This is a genomic window from Pseudomonas sp. NFACC41-3, from assembly GCF_900109505.1.
GTDB lineage: Bacteria > Pseudomonadota > Gammaproteobacteria > Pseudomonadales > Pseudomonadaceae > Aquipseudomonas > Aquipseudomonas chlororaphis.
Genome location: NZ_FOAE01000002.1, coordinates 861,074 through 886,998, shown reverse-complemented (window position 1 = coordinate 886,998; position 25,925 = coordinate 861,074). Strand labels below are relative to the sequence as shown.

At 55.4% G+C, this 25,925-nt stretch carries 21 protein-coding genes; 3 read left to right on the top strand and 18 right to left on the bottom strand.

The window, feature by feature from the left end; genetic code table 11:
- Nucleotides 1-12: 12 nt before the first annotated feature.
- The 5 genes from BMY68_RS13530 to kdpF all read right to left on the bottom strand — a co-directional run bounded on the left by BMY68_RS13530 (nucleotide 13) and on the right by kdpF (nucleotide 7,315).
- A complete protein-coding gene (locus BMY68_RS13530) occupies nucleotides 13-2,664 on the bottom strand; it encodes a sensor histidine kinase (RefSeq protein WP_085531726.1) in 2,652 nt (883 codons plus the stop codon).
- 52 nt (nucleotides 2,665-2,716) lie between these two features.
- Nucleotides 2,717-3,268, bottom strand: coding sequence for a potassium-transporting ATPase subunit KdpC (gene kdpC, locus BMY68_RS13525; protein ID WP_085532509.1), 552 nt, complete (start codon nucleotides 3,266-3,268; stop codon nucleotides 2,717-2,719).
- A 129-nt stretch (nucleotides 3,269-3,397) separates the two neighbouring features.
- Nucleotides 3,398-5,497, bottom strand: a complete 2,100-nt coding sequence (kdpB, locus tag BMY68_RS13520; protein ID WP_085532511.1) for a potassium-transporting ATPase subunit KdpB — start codon at nucleotides 5,495-5,497, stop codon at nucleotides 3,398-3,400.
- A gap of 10 nt (nucleotides 5,498-5,507) precedes the next feature.
- Entirely contained in the window at nucleotides 5,508-7,217 is a 1,710-nt protein-coding gene (gene kdpA, locus BMY68_RS13515; protein WP_085531727.1) for a potassium-transporting ATPase subunit KdpA, read from the bottom strand.
- 8 nt (nucleotides 7,218-7,225) lie between these two features.
- On the bottom strand, nucleotides 7,226-7,315 hold the full coding sequence (kdpF, locus tag BMY68_RS13510) for a K(+)-transporting ATPase subunit F (protein ID WP_007899818.1): 90 nt from the start codon (nucleotides 7,313-7,315) through the stop codon (nucleotides 7,226-7,228).
- A gap of 415 nt (nucleotides 7,316-7,730) precedes the next feature.
- Here kdpF and eat point away from each other — a divergent pair, with 415 nt between their 5' ends.
- A complete protein-coding gene (eat, locus tag BMY68_RS13505; protein ID WP_085532513.1) occupies nucleotides 7,731-9,116 on the top strand; it encodes an ethanolamine permease in 1,386 nt (461 codons plus the stop codon).
- A gap of 167 nt (nucleotides 9,117-9,283) precedes the next feature.
- The gene (locus BMY68_RS13500; RefSeq protein ID WP_008006000.1) at nucleotides 9,284-9,451 is read left to right on the top strand and encodes a DUF2897 family protein; all 168 of its coding nucleotides are present in this window, start codon (nucleotides 9,284-9,286) and stop codon (nucleotides 9,449-9,451) included.
- Between the two features lie 76 nt (nucleotides 9,452-9,527).
- Here the strand turns inward: BMY68_RS13500 and BMY68_RS13495 are convergent, their stop codons facing one another.
- Both BMY68_RS13495 and BMY68_RS13490 read right to left on the bottom strand, forming a co-directional pair.
- Complete coding sequence (locus BMY68_RS13495) at nucleotides 9,528-10,379, bottom strand: urea carboxylase-associated family protein (protein WP_085531729.1); 852 nt, start codon at nucleotides 10,377-10,379, stop codon at nucleotides 9,528-9,530.
- A gap of 15 nt (nucleotides 10,380-10,394) precedes the next feature.
- Nucleotides 10,395-11,048 (bottom strand): GntR family transcriptional regulator, encoded by a 654-nt coding sequence (locus BMY68_RS13490; RefSeq protein WP_085532515.1) that lies wholly within the window; start codon nucleotides 11,046-11,048, stop codon nucleotides 10,395-10,397.
- 196 nt (nucleotides 11,049-11,244) lie between these two features.
- Between BMY68_RS13490 and BMY68_RS13485 the strand changes: the two genes are divergently transcribed.
- Complete coding sequence (locus BMY68_RS13485; protein WP_085531731.1) at nucleotides 11,245-11,811, top strand: TetR/AcrR family transcriptional regulator; 567 nt, start codon at nucleotides 11,245-11,247, stop codon at nucleotides 11,809-11,811.
- A gap of 28 nt (nucleotides 11,812-11,839) precedes the next feature.
- Here BMY68_RS13485 and BMY68_RS13480 read toward each other — a convergent pair whose 3' ends face one another.
- The 11 genes from BMY68_RS13480 to BMY68_RS13430 form a co-directional block, all read right to left on the bottom strand.
- Nucleotides 11,840-12,634 (bottom strand): SDR family NAD(P)-dependent oxidoreductase, encoded by a 795-nt coding sequence (locus BMY68_RS13480; RefSeq protein ID WP_085531733.1) that lies wholly within the window; start codon nucleotides 12,632-12,634, stop codon nucleotides 11,840-11,842.
- A gap of 211 nt (nucleotides 12,635-12,845) precedes the next feature.
- Complete coding sequence (locus tag BMY68_RS13475; RefSeq protein WP_053262183.1) at nucleotides 12,846-13,178, bottom strand: ComEA family DNA-binding protein; 333 nt, start codon at nucleotides 13,176-13,178, stop codon at nucleotides 12,846-12,848.
- Nucleotides 13,179-13,290: 112 nt separating this feature from the next.
- Complete coding sequence (locus BMY68_RS13470; protein ID WP_085531735.1) at nucleotides 13,291-15,285, bottom strand: polysaccharide biosynthesis protein; 1,995 nt, start codon at nucleotides 15,283-15,285, stop codon at nucleotides 13,291-13,293.
- Nucleotides 15,286-15,365: 80 nt separating this feature from the next.
- Nucleotides 15,366-16,400: an MraY family glycosyltransferase gene (locus BMY68_RS13465; protein ID WP_085531737.1), complete on the bottom strand. Its 1,035-nt coding sequence runs from the start codon at nucleotides 16,398-16,400 to the stop codon at nucleotides 15,366-15,368.
- On the bottom strand, nucleotides 16,397-17,371 hold the full coding sequence (locus tag BMY68_RS13460; protein ID WP_085531739.1) for a UDP-glucose 4-epimerase family protein: 975 nt from the start codon (nucleotides 17,369-17,371) through the stop codon (nucleotides 16,397-16,399). The genes BMY68_RS13465 and BMY68_RS13460 overlap by 4 nt, the downstream gene beginning before the upstream one ends.
- A gap of 59 nt (nucleotides 17,372-17,430) precedes the next feature.
- On the bottom strand, nucleotides 17,431-18,555 hold the full coding sequence (locus tag BMY68_RS13455; RefSeq protein WP_085531741.1) for a glycosyltransferase family 4 protein: 1,125 nt from the start codon (nucleotides 18,553-18,555) through the stop codon (nucleotides 17,431-17,433).
- On the bottom strand, nucleotides 18,552-19,697 hold the full coding sequence (locus BMY68_RS13450) for a glycosyltransferase family 4 protein (protein WP_085531743.1): 1,146 nt from the start codon (nucleotides 19,695-19,697) through the stop codon (nucleotides 18,552-18,554). Before BMY68_RS13450 ends, BMY68_RS13455 begins: the two co-directional genes overlap by 4 nt.
- Nucleotides 19,698-19,759: 62 nt before the next feature.
- Nucleotides 19,760-20,794: a GDP-mannose 4,6-dehydratase gene (gene gmd / locus BMY68_RS13445; RefSeq protein WP_085531745.1), complete on the bottom strand. Its 1,035-nt coding sequence runs from the start codon at nucleotides 20,792-20,794 to the stop codon at nucleotides 19,760-19,762.
- Between the two features lie 30 nt (nucleotides 20,795-20,824).
- Nucleotides 20,825-21,991 carry an acyltransferase family protein gene (locus BMY68_RS13440; protein WP_085531747.1) on the bottom strand — a complete coding sequence of 389 codons (1,167 nt, stop codon included), beginning with the start codon at nucleotides 21,989-21,991 and terminating at the stop codon, nucleotides 20,825-20,827.
- A gap of 9 nt (nucleotides 21,992-22,000) precedes the next feature.
- Nucleotides 22,001-22,897, bottom strand: coding sequence for an NAD-dependent epimerase/dehydratase family protein (locus tag BMY68_RS13435; protein ID WP_085531748.1), 897 nt, complete (start codon nucleotides 22,895-22,897; stop codon nucleotides 22,001-22,003).
- Nucleotides 22,894-25,884, bottom strand: a complete 2,991-nt coding sequence (locus BMY68_RS13430; protein WP_085531750.1) for a glycosyltransferase — start codon at nucleotides 25,882-25,884, stop codon at nucleotides 22,894-22,896. Before BMY68_RS13430 ends, BMY68_RS13435 begins: the two co-directional genes overlap by 4 nt.
- Between the last annotated feature and the right edge of the window lie 41 nt (nucleotides 25,885-25,925).

Genomic DNA, 25,925 nt, shown 5'->3' with positions numbered 1-25,925 from the left:
TTTTACCGGCACTCAGGCCTCTCCTTCAAGCTCGGGTTGCACCTGCAGCGGCAGGCACAAGGTGATGCAGGTACCACGCCCGTCGATCCCTTCACCCACCGTGATGCGCCCGCCATGGGCACCGACCATGCCCTGACAGATCGCCAGCCCCAGGCCGGTGCCCTGCCCACCGCGATCGCCCCGTGCCGCGGTGTAGAACATGTCGAAAATCCGCGGCCGATCTTCCACCGGAATTCCCGGCCCCTCGTCGCTCACGGCAAACAGCAGCTCGGTATCGCGGGTCCCGACACTCAGTTGCAAACGGCCGTTGGCCGGTGAAAAGCGCGCGGCGTTTTCCAGGACATTGATCAGCGCCTGTTCGATCAGCGCCGCATGCACGAACAGCAACGGCAGTTCGGCCGGCAATTCGGTGCTGACCCGCAGCGGCGCCAGCACCACTCGCAGGCGATTCAGCGCGCTGCCAACGATATCGGCCGGCGCCACCCAGTCTCGCGCCAGCTTCAACGAGCCATGGCCGAGACGGGTCATGTCCAGCAGATTCTGAATGTAGCGATCCAGGCGCTCGGCCTCATCCCGCGTGCCTTCGAGCAGTTCGCGACGGTCTTCCAGGGGGATCGCCTCCCCCAGCGCCAGCAGGCTGTCGATGCTGCCGCGCATCGAGGTCAAGGGGGTACGCAGGTCATGGGACACCGAGGCCAGCAGCGCACTGCGCAATTGCTCGGTTTCGCCGTGCAGGCGCGCCGCTTCCAGATCCTCGGCCAACTGTGCCCGGGCCAAGGCCTGGGCCAGGGGCTGGCTCAAGGCACTCAACAGGCGACGACGCTGAGCGTTGAGCTCCTCGCCTTCTTTCGGACAGACTCCAAGCAAGCCCAGCGGGCCCTCGTCGACGGATAACGGCCACCACCACCAGCGCCCGAAAGGCAGGGTCCCGGTACCCATCCCGGCCGGTTGATCGTGTTGCCAGGCCCAGTCGGCGGCGGCCCGTTCGGACTCGGAAAACTGCAAGGGCCCACCCGTCTCGACCTTCCAGCCACCCTGCCCGTCGCGATTGAGCAGGCACAGCTGCAATTCCTTCCAGCCATTGAGGTGCTGCGCCGCGGCGCTGACCACCGCCTGCCGGTCGGTGGCGGCGGTGAGTTTGCGCGACAGGTCCAGCAGTTCGCTGGTTTCTTCCTGGGTGTCGCGCAATGCCTGCAACTGCCGACGCTGGCGCGCCGCCAGGTTGCCGGTCAGGGCCGCCATCAACAGGAAGAACAGCAGCGTCAACACGTCCTCCTCGCGCTGGATGGCGAAGGAGAACGTCGGCGGAATGAACAGGAAATCGTAGGTCAGGAACGACAACGCCGCGCACACCAGCGCCGGCCCGAGACTGCTGCGCACCGCCACCAGCAGCACTGCGGCGAGGAACACCAGGGAGATGTTCGGCAACGCCAGCACGCTCGCCACCGCCCATGACAGCCCCGAAGCCAGGACCGTCGCCAGGACCGCCAGGGCGTAGTCGAACCAGACCAGCGAACGCTCCACCCGCAGGCGCGGCTGGCCGGGTTCGTCCTCGCTGTCGAGCACGTTGATTTCCAGGCCCTGGGCGTTGCGCAGCAGGCGCGCCGCCAGGCCGCCGCCGAACAAACGGCGGCGCAGGCGTTTGCGTGACTGCCCCACCAGCACCAGGCTGGCGCGCCGCTCCGCGGCATGCTGGATCAGGGTCTTGGCCACTTCGCCGGCCCGCAGCAGGACCACCTCGCCGCCCAGGCGCTCGGCCAGTTGCTGGGCACTTTGCAGGCGCTGGCGAGCTTGCTCGTCAGGCACCCGGCCGTCATCCACATGCACCAGGCTCCAGGGCAGATGCCGCCGCCGGGCGACATGGCTGGCATGACGCACCAGGCGCTCGGCCTGGGCGTCGCCATCGACCCCTACCAGCAAGCGTCCGCGCACCGCCGGCGCGGCCTGCCCGAGCTTGCGATACCCCTGGGCCAGATCGTCGTCGACCTGCGCCGCCGCGGCCTGCATCGCCAGCTCACGCAGCGCGGTGAGGTTGGTCTGGGTGAAGAACGCATCGATCGCCGCCCTGGCCTGCTCCGGCACATACACCTTGCCTTCGCGCAGGCGCTCCAGCAGTTCTCGCGGCGGCAGGTCCACCAGCAGCAACTCGTAGGCTTCCTGCAGCACCCAGTCGGGCAGGGTCTCGCGGACCTGCACCCCGGTAATGCCGCGGACCTGATCGTTGAGGCTTTCCAGATGCTGCACGTTGACCGTCGTGAAGACGTCGATACCGGCCGCCAGCAGTTCCTGAACATCTTGCCAGCGCTTGGCGTGCCGGCTGCCGGGGGCGTTGGTATGGGCCAGTTCATCCACCAATACCAGCTTGGGTTTGGCCTTGAGCAGGCCGTCGAGGTCCATCTCTTCGAGCATGACCCCGCGGTATTCGGAACGCACCAGCGGCTGTTGCGGCAAGCCACCGAGCAAGGCTTCGGTTTCCGCCCGACCATGGGTTTCCACCACCCCGGCCAGGATCTTCACCCCCTGGCGCAATTGCGTGTGCGCCGCCTGCAACATGGCGTAGGTCTTGCCGACGCCCGGGGCGGCGCCAAGGAAGACCTTGAGCCGGCCGCGGCCGTCATGGGACAGATCGGCTAACAGGGCGTCGGCGCGGCCGGAATCACTCATGCATTGTTCTCTCTGGACTCAAATCATCGACATACAAACTTGTAGCAGCTGGCTACAGGGCGAGCTTTTCCAGCGCCCGGTTCAAGGCCAGCACATTCACCACCGGCGGGCCGACCAGAGGCTGCTCGACATGGGCATCCACCAGTTGCTGCAACGTGGCGACCGGCAGGTTGCGCGCCGCCGCGACCCGCGCCAGTTGATAGTTAATCGCCGCCGGTGGCAAGTGCGGATCCAGGCCGCTGCCCGAAGTCGTCAGCAACGCCAGCGGTACCGGCCCCTGCCCTGGCACCGCCAGCTTGTTGGCGTCATCGATCACACGGCTGGCCAGCGCCGGGTTGCTCGGCGCCAGGTTGCTCGCGCTGCTGGACACCGTGGCAAAAGCCCCGGCCGATGGACGCGGGTGGAACCAGCTGTCGCCGCTGAAATCCTGGGCGATCAGGGCCGAACCACGGACCTGGCCCACGCCATCGAGCACCAGGCTGCCATTGGCCTGTTTCGGGAACGCCACCTGGGCCACGCCGGTGACCACCAGCGGATAGGCCACACCAGTGATCAGGGTCATCAACACAATCAGGCTCAAGGCCGGACGCAATACAGTGGACATCATCAAATCCTCGATTCGGTTAACGGGTTTACCCGGACTCCGTAGGAACCCGCTTGCTAGCGATGCGGTGCGTCTGGCGCACTGGGTTGACGCCATCGCCAGCAAGCTGGCTCCTACAGGGTCGCGGGGTTACACCAGATGCAAAGCCGTCAGCAGCATGTCGATCAGCTTGATGCCCAGGAACGGCACCAGGATCCCGCCCAGGCCATAGATCAGCAGGTTGCGGCGCAGCAGATGGGCCGCGCTGGCCGCCTGCACCCGCACCCCGCGCAGGGCCAGCGGAATCAGCACGACGATGATCAGGGCGTTGAACACGATCGCCGAGAGGATCGCGCTCTGCGGGCTGCTCAGTTGCATGACATTGAGCACGCCGAGCTGTGGATAAATCGCCGCGAACAGCGCCGGCAGGATCGCAAAGTACTTGGCGATGTCGTTGGCAATGGAAAAGGTGGTCAGGGCGCCACGGGTCACCAGCAGCTCCTTGCCGATCTGCACCACGTCCAGCAGCTTGGTCGGATCGCTGTCGAGGTCGACCATGTTCGCCGCTTCGCGCGCCGCCTGGGTACCATCGTTCATCGCCATGCCGACGTCGGCCTGGGCCAGCGCCGGAGCGTCGTTGGCGCCGTCGCCACACATGGCCACCAGGCGACCGTCGTTCTGTTCGTGGCGAATGCGCGCCAGCTTTTTCTCCGGCGTGGCTTCAGCCAGCACGTCATCCACCCCGGCCTCCGCGGCAATGGCGGCGGCGGTCAGCGGGTTGTCGCCGGTCACCATCACGGTGCGGATCCCCAGCTTGCGCAACTCGGCGAAACGCTCGCGGATACCGGGCTTGACCACGTCCTTGAGGTGAATGGCGCCGAGCAGCTTGCCCTCGGCGCACACCAGCAGCGGCGTGCCGCCACTCTGGGCAATCTTGTCGATTTCCCGGGACAGCGCCGGGGCCAGCTCGCCACGTTGCAGGCCAACGAAGGCCAGCACCGAATCCACCGCGCCCTTGCGATAGACCCGCCCCTGATAGTCGACACCGGACAGCCGGGTTTCAGCACTGAAGGGCACGGCGGTCAGCGCATCGGCGCCCGGCTCAGACTGTGGATAAAGCCCGCGCAGGTATTCGACGATGGACTTGCCTTCCGCCGTGTCGTCCGCCAGCGAGGCCAGCAAGGTGGCCTCGGCCATTTCCTGGTGGTTGACCCCAGGCGCCGCGTGGATGGCCGCGCAACGACGGTTACCGAAAGTGATGGTGCCGGTCTTGTCCAGCAGCAGGACATGCACGTCACCCGCCGCTTCCACGGCGCGACCGGATTTGGCGATCACGTTCAGCCGCACCAGGCGGTCCATCCCGGCGATCCCGATAGCCGACAGCAGGCCACCGATGGTGGTCGGAATCAGGGTCACCAGCAACGCCACCAGGAACACCAGCGGCAGGCTGCCATTGGCAAAGTGGGCGAACGGCTGCAGGGTCACGACCACGATCAGGAAGATCAGGGTCAGGCCGATCAGCAGGATGTCCAGGGCCACTTCGTTGGGGGTCTTCTGGCGCTTGGCGCCTTCCACCAGGGCAATCATGCGATCGAGAGTCGATTCGCCCGGATTGCTGGTAATACGCACCAGCAACCAGTCGGACACCAGCCGGGTATTGCCGGTCACCGCCGAGCGATCGCCGCCGGATTCGCGGATGACCGGTGCCGACTCGCCGGTGATCGCCGCTTCGTTGACCGCGGCAATGCCTTCGATGACTTCACCGTCACCGGGGATCATCTCCCCGGCCTCGACCCGCACCACATCGCCCTTGCGCAGATTGGCGGCAGGTATCACCTGGAAGCTGCCATTGGCCTTTTTCAGGCGTGCACTCAGGCCCTCGCTGCCGGCCTTGAGACTGTCGGCGCGGGCCTTGCCACGCCCTTCGGCCAGGGCCTCGGCGAAGTTGGCGAACAGCACGGTGAACCACAGCCAGAGGGCGATCTGCGCGGCGACGAAGGTCGGTACTGCGGTATCCGGCACAAGGCACAGTACCGTGGTCAGGATCGCGGTCAGTTCGACCACCAGCATCACCGGCGAACGTTGCAACTGGCGTGGGTCGAGTTTGACGAAGGCCTGTACCAGCGCCGGACGCCACAGGGCTGCGATCGAGGTTTTCTGTTGTTCGGCAACAGTGTGTTTCGAGGCCGCGGTTTTGGCACCGGGCATTTCGGTTACAGCCTTCTTGGAAGCAGGAACATGCATATTCATCATTAAGTCCTCAGCCCTTCATTCCAAAGGCAGCCAAGCTCAAGTGTTCGGCAATCGGGCCCAGCGCCAGGGTCGGCAAAAAGGTCAGGCCGCCCACCAGCAAAATGGTCATGGTCAGCAGCGTGACGAACAGCGGACCATGGGTCGGGAAGCTGTTCTGGCTGATCGGCGCGGTCTTTTTCAGCGCCAGGCTGCCGGCCAGGGCCAGCACCGGCAGGATGTAGCCGAAGCGGCCGATCAACATGCCCAGGCCCAGCATCAGGTTGTGGAACGGGGTGTTGGCGCCCAGGCCGGCGAAGGCTGAGCCGTTGTTGGCGCTGGCCGAGGTGTAGGCGTACAGCAACTGGCTGAAACCGTGGGCGCCAGGGTTGCTCACCGCCGCCACCGGCCCCGGCAGGCTCGCGGCGATGGCGCTCAGTACCAGCACGCCGACCGGCATCACCATCAGCGTCACCACCAGCAACTGTACTTCCCTGGCCTGCAGCTTCTTGCCCAGGTATTCCGGGGTGCGCCCGATCATCAGGCCGGCGAGGAAGACCGCGATCAGCACGTTCAGCAACATGCCGTAGAGGCCCGCGCCGACGCCGCCGAAGATCACCTCGCCGACCATCATGTTGATCAGCGCGACCATGCCGCTCAGCGGGCTGAGGCTGTCATGCATGCCGTTGACCGAACCGTTGGAGGCCGCGGTGGTGGTCACCGACCAGAGCACGGTGGCAGTGGTCCCGAAGCGCGCTTCCTTGCCCTCGAGCGGTGCGGTCTGTTCGACCGCGACGTTGTTCAGGGTCGGGTTGGGCTGGTACTCGGCCCACAGCGAGGTCGCGCCACCGATCAGGAACAACGCCAGCATGCAGGCGATGATCGCCCGGCTCTGGCGCAGGTCCTTGACGTAGTGGCCGAAAGTGAACACCAGGGCCACCGGGATCAGGATGATCGAGGCCACCTCGAACAGGTTGCTCCAGGCCGTCGGGTTCTCGAACGGATGCGCCGAGTTGACGCCAAAGAAGCCTCCGCCGTTGGTGCCCAGTTGCTTGATGGCGATCTGGCTGGCGGCCGGGCCCAATGGAATCACCTGATCGACGCCTTGCAGGGTCACGGCGTGGACATACTGGGCGAAGGTTTGCGGGACGCCCTGCCACACCAGGAACAGTGCCAGCAGCAGGCACAGCGGCAGCAGGCCGTAGAGGGTGGCACGGGTCATGTCGACCCAGAAGTTGCCCAGGGTCTTGGTCGACTTGCGGCCGATGCCACGACACAGTGCAACCAGCACCGCCAAACCGGTGGCGGCGCTGACGAAGTTCTGCACGGTCAGGCCGATCATCTGGCTCAGGTAGCTCAGGGAGGCTTCACCGCTGTAGGACTGCCAGTTGGTGTTGGTCATGAAGCTGACCGCAGTGTTGAACGCCAGCGTCCACTCCTGCCCCGGCAGGTTCTGCGGGTTGAGCGGCAGATGGTCCTGGAACAACAGAATCGTGAACAGCAACAGGAAGCCGGCCAGGTTGAACGCAAGCAGGGCCAGGGTGTATTTCTGCCAGCTCTGTTCGCTTTGCGCATCGACGCCCGAAAGCCGGTAACAAGCGCGTTCGACCGGCCCCAACAGCGGCGTCAGCCAGGTGCGCTGGCCCTCCATTACCTTGTAGTAGAACCGCCCCAGGAAAGGCGCGGGCAGCAGCACCAAGGCAAAGAAGCCGAGGATCAGCCAATAGTCATAACTGTGCATAGCCGCTCCTAGTTCCGATCCGCGCGCAACAGCGCAACCAGTAGATAGATGAACAGCCCCACTGCCAGCAGCAGGGACACCCCGTCCAGAACGCTCATGGAATCTCTCCGTCGTACGGCAATCGCCGCGTGTGGGGCATTGTCCGCAGGGAGGCTGTAAAGGAACGAGATCGAGGGCGTGGGCGACGCATAAAGAAAGCGTAAAGAAAGGCTTTACGCGGGATTTACACCGGCCATCGGCGTGGCCAGGGGAAGGGATCGCCAGCTGGTTTGCTGCTGCACCGGAAAATCCCGATGCACGTAGAAACGAGCCTGCTCGCGATCGCGCGCCTCCAGGCTCCACCGCCCTCCTCTGTTGCACGGCTGTGCACCAACCCAGGTGCCTTCGGCCCCGAAACAACTGGAAACATCCTCGATACGACAGCTTTTTGCGCTTTACGACGGCCGTTTTCGCTCTGGCATGAGCGGTGCAATGAGCAGTCCCGAGCATTTCATTCCGTTCCGGGAGCCACGCATGAACACACAACTCAAACCAACGCTGGGCACGCTGCATTTATGGGGGATCGCGGTCGGGCTGGTGATCTCCGGGGAATACTTCGGCTGGAGTTATGGCTGGGGCGTCGCCGGCACCCTGGGCTTTCTGCTGACCTCGCTGATGGTCGCGGCCATGTACACCTGTTTCATCTTCAGCTTCACCGAACTGACCACCGCCATTCCCCATGCCGGCGGGCCTTTTGCCTACAGCCGCCGGGCCTTTGGTGAAAAAGGCGGGCTGATCGCCGGGCTGGCGACCCTGATCGAATTCGTCTTCGCGCCACCGGCCATCGCCCTGGCGATCGGTGCCTACCTGAATGTGCAGTTCCCGGCCCTGGACCCGAAGCATGCGGCGGTCGGCGCCTATATCGTGTTCATGGGGCTGAACATCCTCGGGGTCAAACTCGCCGCCACCTTCGAGCTGGTGGTCTGCGTACTGGCGGTGGCGGAACTGCTGGTGTTCATGGGCGTGGTCGCGCCGGCCTTCAGCTTCAGCCACTTCGCCCTCAACGGCTGGGCGGGCTCGGACACCTTCGGCGCGCCGGCGATTGCCGGGATGTTCGCGGCGATTCCATTCGCCATCTGGTTCTTCCTCGCCATCGAAGGCGCGGCCATGGCCGCCGAAGAAGCCAAGGACCCGAAACGCACCATCCCCAAGGCCTACATCAGCGGCATTCTGACCCTGGTGCTGCTGGCCATGGGCGTGATGTTCTTCGCCGGCGGCGTGGGCGACTGGCGCACCCTGTCGAACATCAACGACCCGCTGCCCCAGGCGATGAAAGCCGTGGTCGGGGACAACTCCGGCTGGCTGCACATGCTGGTGTGGATCGGCCTGTTCGGCCTGGTGGCGAGCTTCCACGGCATCATTCTCGGCTACTCGCGGCAGTTCTTCGCCCTCGCCCGCGCCGGCTATCTGCCGGCGTCGCTGGCCAAGCTGTCACGCTTCCAGACGCCACACCGCGCCATCATCGCCGGCGGCCTGATCGGCATCGCCGCCATCTACAGCGATGGCCTGATCAACCTGGGCGGCATGACCCTGACCGCGGCGATGATCACCATGGCCGTATTCGGCGCCATCGTGATGTACATCATGAGCATGCTCAGCCTGTTCAAGTTGCGTAAGGCCGAGCCGCACCTGGAACGCACCTTCCGCGCACCGGGCTACCCGCTGGTCCCCGCCATTGCCCTGGCACTGGCCGTGGTCTGCCTGGTGGCGATGGCCTGGTTCAACAGCCTGATCGGCCTGATCTTCCTCGGTTTCATGGTGGCCGGCTTCATCTACTTCCAACTGACCGCGCAACTGCGCGCCGATGCGCCGGCGGATGCAATGCTGACCGGGCTCCGAGGGGATGGCATCTCTCTGTAGTTGGCTTGCATGGCCGAATGCAACCTTCGAGAAGATTGATGCAAGAGAGGTTACCGGGGCAGATCAGGCCTACAATGGAACCACTGCGAAACGCTGTAACTCGAAGTGGTATGGCAGCTTGACGGGCGAAACTCCTCGCCCGCCGGTATGCCCTCAAGGAGAGCCCTATGCCCTGGTATGCCTGGTTGATTCTGATCGTTGCAATCGGCTCGATCGTTGGCGGTCTGATGATGTTGCGCGACACCGCCAACAAGGTGGAACTGACCGAAGAGCAACGCAAACGCGTTGCTGAGCGCAACGCGGAAGCGGACGCCAAGGACGCGCAGGACCGCTGACTGGATAACCCAATCGAACAGCCCCGCCCTTCTCGAAATGGCGGGGCTTTTTTATCCGCCCCTGCGGTCGGCAGCGCTATTTCTCCCAAGCAGCCTTGGCGATGTGCAGGCCATGCAAACCTTTGTAGGCTGCCCGCTCAGGCTGGCTCCAACCTTCGAGCAATGCCTCGTCGAGCCGATAGATCTCCACGCCCAACGGCCGACAGACACTGAGCGGGTCCTGAGCCTCCGGCCCCCACATGGGCAGCGACAGATCGCCGCCCGGGCAGGTCGACAGCGCGCACAACAGATCGATTTCGGCAAAGAACTCCAGGTAATCGCCCTTCTGCGCGGGGCAGGCCTTCATGAAATACATGTCGTCATGATTGAGCCCGGTGCACTGGAAGATGTTCAGCACGTCATGCACATCGAACTCGGTCAGGCCGTGAGGCAGGACCGCGCGCGTCAGGTTGGAATGGCAATGGTGATGGAAGTCCTCCCCGGTGAGCATGCGGTTCACATAAGGATCGCAGCGCGTGCCGAGCAGGTCGTGCAAGCGCCCGCCATGCTCGTCGATCCCGTAACCGGCCAGGCTGTCATCGGTGATGGTCACCAATGGCCGCAAAAACGGCAGGTTCGACCACAACCGGTCATGGGTACTGACATGCGCGCCCTGCAACTGCCGGGTACGCGCCGCCCACAGACGCTCCCGCGGATCGTTGGCATTCCAGACGTTGAAGTCCCCGACCTGCGGGCCGGCCGGCGTGGTCACCCGGAACACGTGCCCAGCCGGCACATGCCAGGCGCGCCCGGTACGGATCGGCACTTCGAATTGTTCGATCAAGGTGCGCTGGTCCTTGCTGTCACGGACCCGCTCATAAAAGACCGTGTCCACCTGCAGTGCCGAACCTTTGCTGACCTGATAAGCCGCGGGATAGTCTTTGTACATGGTTGAAATCCTCGATCAGTGGCGGGAAGAGTGGCTAAGGATGTCGAGCAGCAGCCGTTCGGAATCATCCAGGTAAACCGCCAGGGTTTCGCTGGCGGCCTGCTTGTCGCCAGCGGCGAGCAAGTCATGGATCTGCCGGTCTCGGGCCAGCCAGGGCGATTGAAAATGCTGCTCGTCAGGGGCGGCACAAAACACCAGGCGCATCTGCGCCACGACGTTGGTGAAGAACTCATCGAACAAGGGGCTGCGCATCAGTCCGACGATATGTTGATGAAAGGCCAGGCTGTGGGTGCCCACCGAGCGCCAGTCCTCGCGCTCGCGGGCGAGTTCGCTGGCCTCGATAGCCTCGAGCATCCGGTCGGACTGGTAGTCGCGCAGCGGTTTGCTGGAGGTAATGGCCTGCAACTCCAGGGTACGGCGCACCTGGAACAGATCACGCACTTCATCGATGCCCAGCCTGCGCACCGTGACACCTTTATTGCGTACGTAGCGGGTCAGGCCTTCCTGTCCCAGGCGATGCAAGGCCTCGCGAATGGTGTTGCGCGAGGCGTTGTAGGCGGACACCAGATCGCTTTCCACCAGGGCCATGCCCGGCAGCAAGCGACCGCCGATGATATCGGCACGTAATTCGAGGGTTATCTGATCGGCCAGGGAGAGTACGTTGCTCATGAATATCGCCTTGCGATTGTTGAACAATCTATGGATATCCAATAGTCACTATTCATGCCAACCGATACTTGGCTCACTGACGAATCATGCTTTTCTAGCTATTCAGTGAGAAAAATGAGGTTTCCGGGGTTAATAGTGCAATCCCCCTTCCGTCAACCTTGGGTAAGATGGCTCCCTAGCTGTGGAGACTTCCCCGATGCGTTACTCGCACGACCATAAAGCCCAAACTCATCAACGCATCATCAAGGAGGCCGCCGAGCGCTTTCGGCGCGACGGTATCGGGGCGACAGGCCTGCAACCACTGATGAAAGCCCTGGGCCTGACCCATGGCGGTTTTTACTCGCATTTCAAATCCAAGGACGAACTGGTCGAAAAAGCCCTGCAGGCCGCGGCGGAAGAACTCGATGCGCACTGCGCCACGCTATTTGCCCAGGAACAACCCCTGCCGGCCTTTATCGACAGCTATCTGTCCGAGTGGCATCAGACCTCCCCAAGTGAAGGCTGCCCGCTGCCCACAATGTCTTCGGAACTGGGCCTGCGCGGGCAAGCCAGTCCCACCACTGATGCGGTGCTCAATGCCCGACTCGCGCAGGTAGAGGCCAATCTCGAAGGAGAAAATGCCGCCGACCAGAGCCTGGTGATCATGTCGACCCTGGTCGGGGCCCTGGTGCTGTCGCGCAGTGTCGAGAACCCCGACCTGGCCAAACGGATACTGGAGGTAACACGCGAGCATCTGAAAAAACAGGATGGTCAGGCGGAGTGATCCGCACCAACCTCCAGCCTCGAAACCGTTATTTGTAGCGAGCAGCCGCACTGCTTTTCGACAAGTTTGGCCCCAGGGCAAAACGCGCAGCTACGAAGGAGTCCCAATCTGCCGAGTCGGGTAGCGAGGGGATGGTGATCAACTCCCCCTGATCAAAACCGGCCAGAGCCGCATCCACCATCTCGGTGGCTTCCATGATCATCTCGGCTGGAATCCCTTGCGCGTCGATGCCCGAGCGCTCCCAGATCTCAGTGCGGGTCACCCCAGGCAATACCGCCTGGACCTGCACACCCTTACCGTCCAATTCCGCAGCAAGCGACTGAGTCAGGCTCAGGACATAGGCCTTGGTCGCGCTGTAGGTCGCATTAAAACGCTCGGGAATCAGCGCCACCACCGAAGCGATATTGATGATCGCTCCTCTTCCCGCCGCCGAAAAGCTGGCGGCGGCCGCAGCAGCCAGACGAGTGACCGCTACCACATTCAACTGGATCATTGCCTCCAACTGATCCGTGTCGGCAACGGCCAGGCTCCCGTCAGCCGCGATACCGGCATTGTTCAGCAACAGACTGATGCTCGAGTCAGAGCGCAAGCGCTGCTCGACCTTCAGCATATCGACCTGGAGCGTCAGATCGGCCTTCAACACTTCAACCTGCACCTTGTACTCGGCCCGTAACCGGGTCGCGGCGGTTTGCAGGCGCTGCTCATCGCGTGCAACCAGCAACAGGTCGTAACCACGAGCGGCCAGCCGCTCGGCATAAACCGCACCGATGCCAGATGAAGCACCGGTGACAAGTGCCAGCCCCTTGGGGGAAATCGAATTCATAACGGCTCTCCAGAAAAGTGCTTGAGAAGGGAAAGACAAGGAATTGATGCGCTGCTTGGGAAGCGGTTTGATTATAGTCATAATTCAATAAAATATTACGATCATAATTCTATCGATACGATAGACAACATTGAATGGCACAACCTTGCTTATGGTGGGCCCGAAAAACGCAAGGCCGATCAGTGATCGGCCTTGCGCATGAATTGAAGCGTCAGTTGACCTTCAATTTTTCCCGATTGCTTTCCAGAATCGCCTTGCCGATTCCCTTGACCTCGAGCAGTTCGTCCACCGAGGCGAAAGGTCCATTGCTTTCACGATATTTAACGATCGCCTGCGCCTTGACCGCACCAACGCCGGACAGCTCGCGCTGCAAGGCCGCCGCATCGGCAGTGTTCAGATCGATCTTGCCTGCCTGCTCCGAAGAGACCACCTGCGCCACTGCCGAAGTCTTGGTCTCGGCATTGACCGCAGGTGCTGCGTAGGTAATGGAAGAAAGGCTGGCCATCAGAGCGAAGACCAGAGAGGGAAAATAAGCGATACGCATAAGTGACACTCCATGACATCGATTAGGGAGAGCAACTTTTCCAAAGCTGCTCTCCAAACCTAGGTGGTGCCACGGGCAAGTCAAAAGCGACTGGGTTACAACGTGTGTAAGCTCAGGGTTCGAGGCGACGCTGCTGGTAAATCCAGTCGACAATATCGCCGTCCGGGGTGTAACCGCTGACAGTCTCACGCAGCAGTTGCCGAACCTTGGAATAGTCATCCTCCTCAACGGCTGCGAGCAATTCCGCCAGCTTGGCTTTGAGCAAGTCCCAAGACAGATGATCCTCATTGGCACTCATGATCATCGGGTGCTGAGTGGCAGAAACGTTGTCGCCAATCAGCAACTCTTCGTAAAGCTTTTCACCCGGGCGCAAGCCAGTGAACTCGATGGCGATGTCGCCTTGGGGGTTCCTCTCCGAACGAATACTCAATCCGGAGAGATGAATCATCTTCTCGGCCAGCTCGACAATCCTCACCGGCTCGCCCATGTCCAGCACGAATACATCGCCGCCCTGCCCCATGGAGCCGGCCTGAATCACCAATTGCGCTGCCTCGGGAATGGTCATGAAGTAACGGGTGATCTTTGGATGGGTAACGGTCAGAGGACCACCCGACTTGATCTGGCTGTGGAACAACGGAATCACCGAGCCAGAGGACCCCAGCACATTGCCAAAACGCACCATGGTGAAACGGGTTTTGTTGACGCGAGATACGTTGGCCTTGTCGCCGAACAGAACCGGTGCGATTTCACGACTCAGAGCCTGCAGGGTCAATTCAGCGAGACGTTTGGTGCTCCCCATCACATTGGTTGGGCGTACCGCCTTGTCGGTAGAAATCAGCACAAAATTGGCCACACCGGCCTGTAATGCAGCCTGAGCAGTGTTGAGCGTACCCATCACGTTGTTCAGGACACCTTCGGAAATATTGTGCTCGACCATCGGTACATGCTTGTAAGCCGCCGCGTGATAGACCGTATCGACATTCCAAGTCTTCATCACATCCAACAGCTTATGCGGATTGCGGATCGAGCCAAGAATGGGCAGCAACCGAACAGGTGATGACTCGCGAGAGAGACGCTGCTCAAGCTCCGACAGGATGTTATAGAGATTGAACTCACTGTGATCGAACAACAGAAGCGTGGTCGGCCCCAACGAAAAGATCTGACGGCAGAGCTCGGCCCCGATCGAGCCGCCTGCGCCAGTCACCAGGACCGTCTTGCCCTTGATACAACGAGCCAGCAGGTCGGGCTGAGCAGGTACAGCGTCGCGCCCCAGCAAGTCTGCGATATCGACTTCCTGAATATCGTCGACCTTCACACGTCCGCTGGCCAGGTCGGTGAAGTTCGGAACACTGCGCACATGGAGAGGAAAGCCCTCAAGCAGATTGAGGATTTCACGACGCCGTGCACGAGTCGACGACGGCAATGCCAAAAGAATCTCCTGAGCGCCGGTTACCTCAATCATCTGTTGGATGTGTTTGGGCTTGTAAACCTGCAGACCGGAAATAGAGCGGTCCGCAATGCTCGGATCATCATCGACAAAAGCCACGGGACGCATTACCCGCCCCATACGCAGCGCCGCCACCAACTGGTTACCTGCAACGCCAGCGCCGTAAATGGCGACCTTGGTCAAGCCGTCATCGCGACTGGTGAATGGCACATGCTGCGCTGCAGTGAACCAGTCGCCCATGAAGTATTGGCGCATGCAGAGGCGCAGGCCACCAATGATCACAAGGCTGAGCCACCAGTAGTTGAAAACGATGGATCGAGGGACCACCGCCTCATGGTTACTGTACCAATAGACCAACACTGCCAAAATCAAGGAAGAAAGACTAACTGCTTTCACGATGGCAAGGAGCGCATCATTACCAAAATAGCGCATCACGGCACGATACATACCGAAACGGATAAATAGCGGGATGGCAACGATTGGGGCACAAACAAAGAGCCAGACGTGAACCCTGAAGGGGTTATACATGTCTTCGATGCCCAGGCGAACAATGAACGCCAACCACAATGCCCCCCAAACCAAAAAAATGTCCGTGGTGACTTGAATCAGTCTTTTTTTGCCTCTTGGCAAACCTAGCAAATAGGTACGTATCTTATCCATATACCTCAACCGGTTGGTCCTATCCCTTTCAAAAGCTACTGGCATTGCACGGAAACAACACATGGTCGACTTAAATCCAACTAGCGTTTGGCGCTAATAACCTTAGGTTCAAGCTCGCCTGCATGATATTTCAACGCCATCACTAATAAAGGCACATAGGCAACGATAGTGGCCAATACCCCATCCACATTAAAATGGATAACTGAAAAGGCAATGGGCAACAACCACAGCATATTGATCAATAGGACCGTCATAGTGACCGGTAAGTGCCGACCATACTGACGGGAGGCATACTGATAGGCATGGCTGCGGTGGGCTTCATAGACCTTGTCTCCGCGGGCCAGACGACGCAGTAGAGTAAAGGTTGCATCAACAATGAATACACCCAAAAGAATGATCCATACCCAGAATAGACGTGAATCAACATTAGCAGCCTGCAGCGAAAACACACCTAACATGATCCCGAGGAAACCGCTGCCAGCATCGCCCATAAAGATTTTTGCCGGCGGAAAATTCCAGATGAGGAAACCTGCCACAGCAGCAGCCATAAACAATGGGGCCCAGATCAAAGCCTGGTGCCCACCGACGCCATAGAGTATGCAGACCCCAAGGCAAGCACAAACGGCCTCGACGCTGGCAATGCCATCGATCCCATCCATGAAGTTATAGAGATTGAGCATCCAGACCAGATAGAAAAGTGCAAAAGCTCCACCAATCCAGCCCAAATGCAAAGCAACACCTGCCGCTTCAAGCTCTGGCAGCCCGCCAAGCCAAAACAACGCCCATCCTCCCGCAACAAAATGTCCGAGCAGACGCCAACGTGCAGCGATATGACCATGATCATCCATAAAACCTATGACGGCTACTATGGCTCCCGTACCAAAAGCGCCGATAAAGAATGCCATATCAATCCAACCGGTCCAGCACAAGTAAATCAGGGAAAAGAGAAACGTAATGACTATGGCAACACCGCCACCTCGCGGTGTCGGTACCGAATGGGAACTACGCTCGTTGGGCACGTCCATCATGCTGCGTGCCAATGCATAGCGACGTAAAACGGCAGTGAGAAAGAACGAAAAGCCGACTACCAGCAGCAACAACCACCAGACATTCATCGTTTCTGAGACTCCAGAAATTTTTTGGCTGTGGCGCGAAGTGCATCATCCATGGTGACTACCGGGCGCCAGCCAAGTAGCTCGTAGTTTTTACTAATGTCGACCTGCAAGGAGCCAAACAGGCGCTGCACCATGGCCGACTTGCCCAATACCGCGGCACCTGCCTCCATCATCCAACGCGGTACCGATAGCAGCCGGGCAGGCTTGCCCATAGCCCAACCAAGACGACGTAAAAGATCCGGAGTCGAGACATCATCACCGTCACTGACCAAAAATGTTTGATTAGCAGCATTCGGATGGTCCATGCAGGTAGCGATCAGGTCGATCAGGTTATCAAGCGATACTAAACTCCGCTTATTGTTAATCGAACCTAAAGGCAGCGGGAAACCTCTATCGAGCCAACGCATCATCGACAGAAAATTTGCCTTGACGCCCGGACCATAAACCAGCACAGGGCGAATGATCACGACTTCCATTCCCGTTTCAGCGGTCAAAGCACGCAACCCCATTTCAGCTTCCCACTTCGAAACACCGTAAGGATCCGATGGCTCAGCAATATCATCCGCTTTGAATGCCAAACCCGAATCAGTATTTTCTCCATTCACCTTAACCGAACTGATGAAAATGAAACGACTCACCCCTGATGCTGCCGCTTGTCGAGCCAAGTTGAGCGTACCCTCAACATTGACCTTGCGGAATTCAGCCAATGGATCAGCAGCGACTTCTGACATCACATGCACACGTGCGGCTGCGTGTATGACCACATCAATGGGCGTCTCAAACGCGGAAGCCCACTGAGTTGTGGCATTCAGGTTATCGATTGGAAAAATACGCACATTCGAAGCAAGTGCCCGATGGGTAGACCGCAATGCTGCAACAACAGTGAACGTTTCGGTGCGGGTCAAATGCCCTAACAGCGCGGAACCCAAAAAACCGGAACCTCCAGTCAGGAGGATTGATCGGGAGTGCATTACATTCGTCCGAATATATTAGAGGAAAGAACCGATGATAGCGTTAGCCTCGTGCTCGATCAGCCTTCCGGACGCTTGAGCAACTCCCGATATAAATCGGCGTATGCGCTAGCCATGGAGCGAGAGGAGAATATCTGCTCATAACGGTACATCGCACGCTGCCCCATCTGATTGGCCTGTTCAGGACTCTGCCACAAGGTCATCATCGCGTGCGCAAGCGCCACCGCGTCACAAGGAGGCACTACTAGGCCAGTCTCATCGGCAATATTGATGAAAGTCGTCCCGGACCCTATTTCGCAGGAAATCATTGGTTTGCCATACATCGCACCTTCCAGCAGTGAAATACCAAATGATTCCGAACGCAGATGAGAGGGAAATACAAAGGCATAGCATAACTGCAGCAAAGCGGCCTTATCCTCGTCTGGCAATCCACCAAGGAAATGCACATTACTCAGTCCGAGTTGAGCCGCTTGGGCCTTTAACTCAGCTTCAAGGTGGCCTCCACCAAGGATGACCACCGGCAGTTGAGTACGTTTGGCCGCCTCCAGCAAATAATCCAAGCCTTTGTAATAGCGCAGGGCGCCAACGAATAGAAAAAATCGGGAGCCCAGCAGGCCACGCCAATACTCAAGCTTTGCGGGTGATGGCGTCGGGTAGGTCTCCCGATCCAAACCATAGGGAATGATCCGTACCTTGTCCTCAAAACGCGTCAGCACCGGGCTGCTTTGGGCGTAATTGGGCGAGGAAGCCACAATAGAATCGACACTGGAAAGAAAGCGATTCATCAATGGTTGATACAGCTTGAGCAAAAACTTTTGCTTGACGATATCGGAGTGATAGCTCACAACCGTGGGCTTACGCAAGCGGCTGGCGAAATGCACCAGGTCCATGTAAGGCCAAGGGAAATGGTAGTGAACAATATCGGCTTGCCTGGCTAATTCGGCAAAATCCTTGAATGCCGAAAGCGAAAAGCCTGTCGAAGCGACATGCAAATCGAGCTTGGAACGATGGGTCAAATGATGGCCTACGACTTCGTTACGTGCAGCCCCACAATCACTGAGGTAAAGCACCTCGGACTCAAAACCATGACTGACACAGCCTTCAGCAATCTGAAAGATAACCTGTTCGATCCCTCCCATAGTTTCCGGGTAGTATGTCTTGAAGAAGTGCAGAACCTTGATCATCTACCTTTGATCACCTGACGATAAACTTGGACTGTTTCCATCGCACAGCGATCCCAGGAAAAAGCAGATGCATGCTGTATACCTCTCTCGATTGCAATAGAACGCCAAACTTCATCCACAAGACCTTTATGAATAAGCTCCGCCAACGCATCAACATCCATCGCTTCGCACATCAACGCCGCGCCACCAGCTACTTCTGGTAGTGATGAACTGCTGGAACATACTACCGGCACGCCCGAACTCATTGCTTCCAAGACTGGCAAACCGAATCCTTCATATAACGAAGGGAAGGTAAACAGCCTTGCCCCTGCAAACAAAAAGGGCAAGTCTTCACTTGGCACAAACCCCAAATAACAGGCCCATCCCTCACGTTTGGCATTCTCGAGGCGCTCGTGAATACGTTCATTTTGCCAACCGTGGTAGCCCGTTAAAATCAAGGGCCATCGCTTACGCAGCTCTATAGGTAACTGTGAATAGGCATCAAGCAAGGTTTCGATATTCTTTCGTGGCTCGATTGTGCCGACAAATAAACTGTACCCATCAGCCTCGAGGCCGTATCGAGAAAGAGGCTCTCTTAAAGTCTCAAGGTCGCGAGGGTAAAATTCGATAGAACTAGCTAAGGGCACAGTGTAAATTTTTTCAATCGGCCAGGAAAAATATTCAGCCAACTCTCGCCGAGTGTACTCTGAGTCCGTAATCAGTGCGTCAGCCCTGAGGAGCGTAGTCTTGAGCTCCTTCCGCAAATAGCGGGCAAGCTGCGGTGCATGGCAATGGGGCCAAGTAAAAGGGGAAAGATCATGAAATGTTGCGATACTATATCCAGCGAAAGGCGGCAGGTAATAGTTGGGACTATGGTAAAGAAAATTATCATACTCCCTCAATGCCCTAGATCGAAAATAAGGCATTAACAAACGATATGCTTCGACAGCAATATAACTCTTTTGCACCGCCCGTTTTAGACTGTGCTGTTTTCCCGCACCATCTGAAGGCGCAGGCAATACAGACAAAAAATTAGTACCAGAAAAGAACTTTAACGACTCAACTTCTGGTGTTTCTTGTAGCCTTCTAGCTAGTTCGTATGCATACCGGCCAATCCCGGTAAGTGGAAACTTAACAGGATCGACCGATAAGATTATATTCATATAGTATTTTTATAACACAATATAGAGAAGCGCACTTTCACTTCTGAAAGTGCGCTAAGAAATCAAAACGAAAAGCCGATTTCGTTACGACGTAGATCTGCTTCAACCATCATCTTGCAAAGTTCCTCAAGACTGGTTTTAGGCTCCCAGCCCAGCACTTTGGAAGCATGTGCTGGATCACCGATAAGCAACTCGACTTCTGCAGGGCGATAAAACTTTGGATTTATGCGAACGAGCACCTTACCCGTTTCCGAGTCCAATCCAACTTCATTTTCCTCAGATCCCTCAAACTTAATAGATATCCCCACAGCTTTAAAAGCCATAGAAACAAAATCGCGAACCGTCTCAGTACGATTAGTAGCAAGAACATAAGTATCTGGCTTGTCGGCCTGAAGCATGCGCCACATACCCTCTACATACTCTTTAGCAAAACCCCAATCGCGCTTGGCATCCAGGTTCCCCAACTCAAGAACATCCAGTTTCCCCAGCTTGATCTTGGCTACAGAGTCGGTAATCTTACGAGTCACAAACTCACGACCGCGCAGTGGCGATTCATGGTTAAACAAGATTCCACTGCAGCCAAATATATCGTAACTTTCACGATAGTTGATTGTAATCCAATGGGCATACAGTTTCGCAACACCGTAGGGACTACGAGGATAGAACGGCGTATCCTCTTTTTGAGGAATAGCTTGTACTTTACCAAACATTTCTGAAGTCGATGCTTGATAAAAACGAATGTTCGGATTGACGATCCGAATGGCCTCAAGCAGGTTTACAACACCAACCCCAGTAATCTCGGCGGTGGTGATAGGTTGATCAAAAGAAACGCCTACAAAACTTTGCGCCGCTAGGTTATAAACTTCATCTGGTTTTGCTGTTTGCAAGAGACGAATACTGGAAGACAGATCTGTCAGGTCGTACTCAATCAGCTGAAGGTTAGGGTGATTGGTAATACCAAGCTCTTCAATTCGCCAAAAATTTACGGAACTGGTGCGACGAAAGGTACCGTATACAAGATATCCTTTCTCAAGAAGCAGCTCAGCCAGATAAGCACCATCCTGACCTGTAATCCCTGTAATAATTGCTGTTTTCATGGTCCTAGCCTGTCTCTTATATAATCTATGTCAAGTGGTGATATGAGTACTTTTCTTGAGAAATGGTTCTTCTACATATCGATAAGAAATCGCAGACAGAGTCAATCCAATAAGCATCATCACCGTGCAGCTAACTACAAAACAAATGAGCGATTGAGGCTGATCAAAAAGCAATGAAAGCCCCCTCACCACATAGTAGTTAACCCCTAAATGCCATAGGTAAAATGAGTAACTGACTTTACCCGCTTGCTGCAGAGGTCTCCAAGTGAGCCGATCAGGGTGGTATTTACTGGCGACAAAATAGAAGAACACCGGAAATACTGTAAGTATCATGATCGGAACCCTCACATTTTTTTGTGATAGCTCGCCGCCAAACAGATAAACACCGGTTGCTAGCACCCCCAGAAGAAGGAGACAGCTACTCACATGCCTACTGAATAGGAATGATAACACACCGTTACGATAGTCTTCCATAGAGCGGGATAGGGCGCCCAGCCAGAAAGCCATGATAAAAACGGCATCCGTCCCCCCCTGCATTATAGAGAATGGATCCATAAACATCAGGATAATGGTAACTGCCAATGCCGTAACCTTCGGAAGGCTACCCAAGGTAGCAAGAAGTGGCATGAACAAATAGAACATCCACTCCCAGCGTAATGTCCAGATTGTATTTATTCGAAGATACATATCCTTGCTAAAAACGTCATTAACATCTCCTGTGCTATTCAAAACTTTACCAAACCCAAAGCCAAAATTCCGAAAACCAGCTATCAACTGACTGATTGAAGGCACCGGAAAACCGGCGCGAACCCAATCAAGAAGAAGAAATGTTGCAATTACCACCATCATAATCGGAACAAGGCGACGAATCCTTTTTATAAAAAAAGTATTCCCGTCAAACTTGCCTGCCTTGATCTGCCCCCAGAACAAGTGCCCTGTCAACATGAAAAACAACAATACACCAATTTCACCCATAGATGCAGCAGCCACTTGTTTGGGGGCAAATCCGAAGTACATCGTCGAATGAGCACCAAATACCAAAAAAGCAGCAATACCACGCAAGGATTCTAGCGAGCCCGAAAACCCCACCTGCTCAGACTGCTGAATGCCAACTTTTCGACAAACAACAGAAAGATAAAGGCATCCTACTACAAATAAAGCGGCAACCAAAACATAGTAAAAAAGCTCCTTACCCATACCCCACCCTTATTTCATGGAGGTGTACATGGATTTAAGTATCTGGGCCAGGTCCGGCAAAGCAGGATCAGTCCCAAGTAGCTTATGAAGATTATGAGAGTCCCCTACCAATCGCCAAACCTCATTCTTCCTAACATATTGGTCAGCAACCTCAATTTCCGGACGATAGCCGCTAATTTCCGTTAACCGATCTAGCACATCGTAACCAGTCCAGCCACGACCAGAACAGAGGTTGACTGTAAAGGGGGTATCATGTTCTTTAGACATTAGCTCAGCAAGCATCCACGCACAGCGATGCACTTCAACATAATCGCGAACAGAGCTAATATTCCCCAGCTTCAATGTGGGTGCGCGGTCTACAAAATGCCTTACAATTTTTGGAATAAGGAAGGATTCTGATTGACCAGGTCCTATAATGTTGAATGGACGCACAACATGTATTCTTATATCATCAGAATATTGTTTAGCAAGCATCTCCATTACCATCTTACTGTATGAATAATGGTTAGCCGGTTTATACTCCAAGCCCTCGTGGAGAAACTCTATATTTTGATTACCATATACACCAGCTGTACTTGCCAACAATATTGTAGGACGCTTAATTTTGGCATCAATTACGGCATTAAATAAGTTTTCCGAGCCAAGGACATTCACCCCGTAAATTTGTTGGGCATCACCATGCGTTACCAGCGCTATAGCTGCCAAGTGAACAATCCAGTCAGGAGAGAACTGTTCGATAATACTCGTAAGCTTGTCCTTGTCGGTAAGAGACACCGACACCATTCCGTCTGAAGGCTGATCAATACAGGTGCCGAGAACATTCGCACCACGCAGTTTTAATTCTTCTGTGAGATAGCGACCAATAAATCCACTGCCCCCAGTAATTAAAACACGAGTATCTTTCATTGTTGGCGCTCCTGTTGCTCTTTAACAATCGATTTAAAGGAACCTATAAGCTCCTCCGCACATTTTTCCCAAGTAATAGTTTTCCACTCTTCTAGAATGCGAGCCTCACGAGCTGCAAGAGCTTCTGGATGATGGGAGTAGAATTTAATTTTCTCCGCCCAACCGACAACATCCCAAGGATGGATGTAATCAACAAGATCCCTACCCGTTTCACGCAAAGGATCTACATCCGATGTGAGGCAAAACTTACCGTAACCTAAACTCTCAGGAAGAGTAAGGCTCCACCCCTCATAAAGGCTGGACAACAAAGTAAATTGGCAGTGTCGGTAAAGCACATCTAGCTGCGGATCCGACGTCCGCAAAATGAGTATTTTTCCTGAAACGCGCTTATCTCTCGTGATAATTTCAAAAAGATCCTGCGCCTTCCATCCAGCGCCACCAACAAATACCATCTGAGGGATGTCTTTAACACCATCCTCCAATAACTTTAGATATGCCTTGTAAAGCGTTTCATGGTTTTTTCTAATTTCTAAAGTGCCTACAGAAAGAATGAAGGGACCTGTAACCCCCATTTCCAGAAGCATTTCAGAGTCTTTTGAATGATCCGTTTGAGGAGCGATATCCGCACCAAACTTCACTGGAAGTCCTGGAATAGTTGACCAATTATGCTCAGCTTGCCATTTCACGCCATCTCGCATGGCCGTTTCGCCGCCATAGATAATTTTGTTACTCGCCAAGCCTGACAAATAAAAAAACCGCTGATACCAATTGAACGCTTCTTTCGCATGCAAGTGTGGGGTTATTAGTGGTGTCATATCATAAATTATTTGAGCAAAATTGAACGGCGACTTCCGTTTTGCCTTAATCAGTTCTATTAGAGGCTGCTGATCCCAGTTAATCCCAGCAGAAAAAACCATATCATTCTTAGAAAATGGTAGATCCTGAGCACTTCCTTCTAGAAGTTTCTCAAAGTATTGTGGAAGCCCCTCCTCATTTTTATGAGGTGAAAAGTCCGCAGTATTTAAAACACCAGCACTGGAAAACTTCTTAATAAGCCCAGTTCGCAACGCCATATTGACAAGTAGCTTTTGCAATACGCTAGGTAAAGCACTTAGAAAGTAGCCAGCCGAATTTCTAATTCTTTCATTTCGAGAAAGTACAAAAGGTGCCACATGCTCAAGCTCAGAAATCAATGACGCTTGGATCACAGGTTCTTTTGATCCATTGAAAATTGGGATTCTATGCCCTTCTCCCTTCGCCTCGGCCTCATTCCAAAACTTTTGAAAGGTCGCATATTGGCGGTTAACATCTGTAGAAGCAAAAAGCCAAATCAACCGATCGCGAGGAATTTCGAAGAACTTTCCTTCATAGAAACCAAAAAACTTAACTCCAGGCACCAGCTTTTCCATATAGTGAGCAAGAATCAACTCACTACGAATAATACCACTTACACCTCCACGCCAAACAGCGTAGGAAAGCGTCAAATCGAACCACAAGTTCAGTGTTTCTTTTTGGCCAACCTTGCGACTGGCGAAATCCTTGATAGCAACTAAAACATCCTCACCACATTTTTCCCATGACGTTGCCTTCCAATTATTTTTAATATTATTTTCTTTTGCAAGAAGTGCATCGTCATTGTGGCTATAGAACTTAATTTTATCCGCCCACCCCATGACATCCAATGGATGAATATATACAGGAAACTCTTGCCCAATCTCCCTTAAAGGTGTTACGTCCGAAGCTAAGCAAAGCTTCCCATAACTTAACCCCTCCGGCATAGGCAAACTCCAACCTTCATAGAAGCTAGGCAGAAGGGTAAAGCGACAATTACGATATAGAGCCGTCAACTCTATATCCGAAGGGGAAAGCAACAGTAACTTACCAGCAACGCGAGGATCACGCTCAATTGTGTCAATAAGATCACCAGTCCGCCAGCCTGGCTTTCCTGCAAATACTAATTGCGGAATATTTTCGTCACCACTTTCAATCAGCGAAACATAAGCCTTGTACAGAGTGTCATGATTCTTTCTTACCTCAATCGTACCAACAGTAAGAATATATGGACCAACAACCCCAAGAGAACTCAAAATCTCTTGATCGTTAAAAGAGTCATTATTTTTTGAAAGGTCGGTACCACCAAATGGTATCGACAGACTAGGAGGAACAGGCCAACTATGCTTTTCCTGATAAGCGATACCATCTACCTGAGGGCTATTACCAGCATATAAAATATAGTCGCAGGTTTTAGATATCCACTCGAAGTATTTTCTAAAGCCGTCTTCCTCCTGCGGGCGATACAAATGGTGAGTAGACTCACCTACTAGTATGGTATCGTAAACCATATAGACTAGCTCTATATTTGGATCTCGCTCTTTGACCTTTGTATAATAGTTTTCTTTACCACTATCAAGCCACCCCAAGCTGACAACCATATCGCCGTTCTTATACGGATATGATAGAGAACCGCTTGCTGAGAATAGTGAGTTGCTAGCAGACTCTTCTACTGCCTTGGGAAAAAGAAGCCGAACACAAATCGCTGCGTCTAGTATCTTTCTTGGCAACCAGGTCAGGTACATCCCCAGCTTTTGCCAGCGAACAGGCATTGAACTGACGGTTAATAACAACGAATGTTGAAAGCGGCGAGAGCGACTAGGAATTTCAGCTGCCAGCCTACGCAAATACTTTTCAACTTTTGATATCGACTTCTCTGTCACCGGAAAGGCATGAGCCTTACCTCTTCCTTCGAGGTACGCTTCTGCGATATTTACGTCCTTACCAAGCCACGGCAAGTCGCTTTTATTTACCTCAAAAAAACTTCCATTATCAAATTTACTGAAGCGAACATCAGGATAGTGCTTGTTCAGCGCAGCAGCAACTTCCAACTCTGCTCGAACGATTCCCACCACTCCTCCCGGCCACTGCTGAGAGGTCGTAATGTCTACCCAAATAGTTCTGTTATTCAATTCAATTATCCGTTCAAAATTCATGACGATCTATCAGTATGCTTGACTAAGCAACGTAAGCGCCG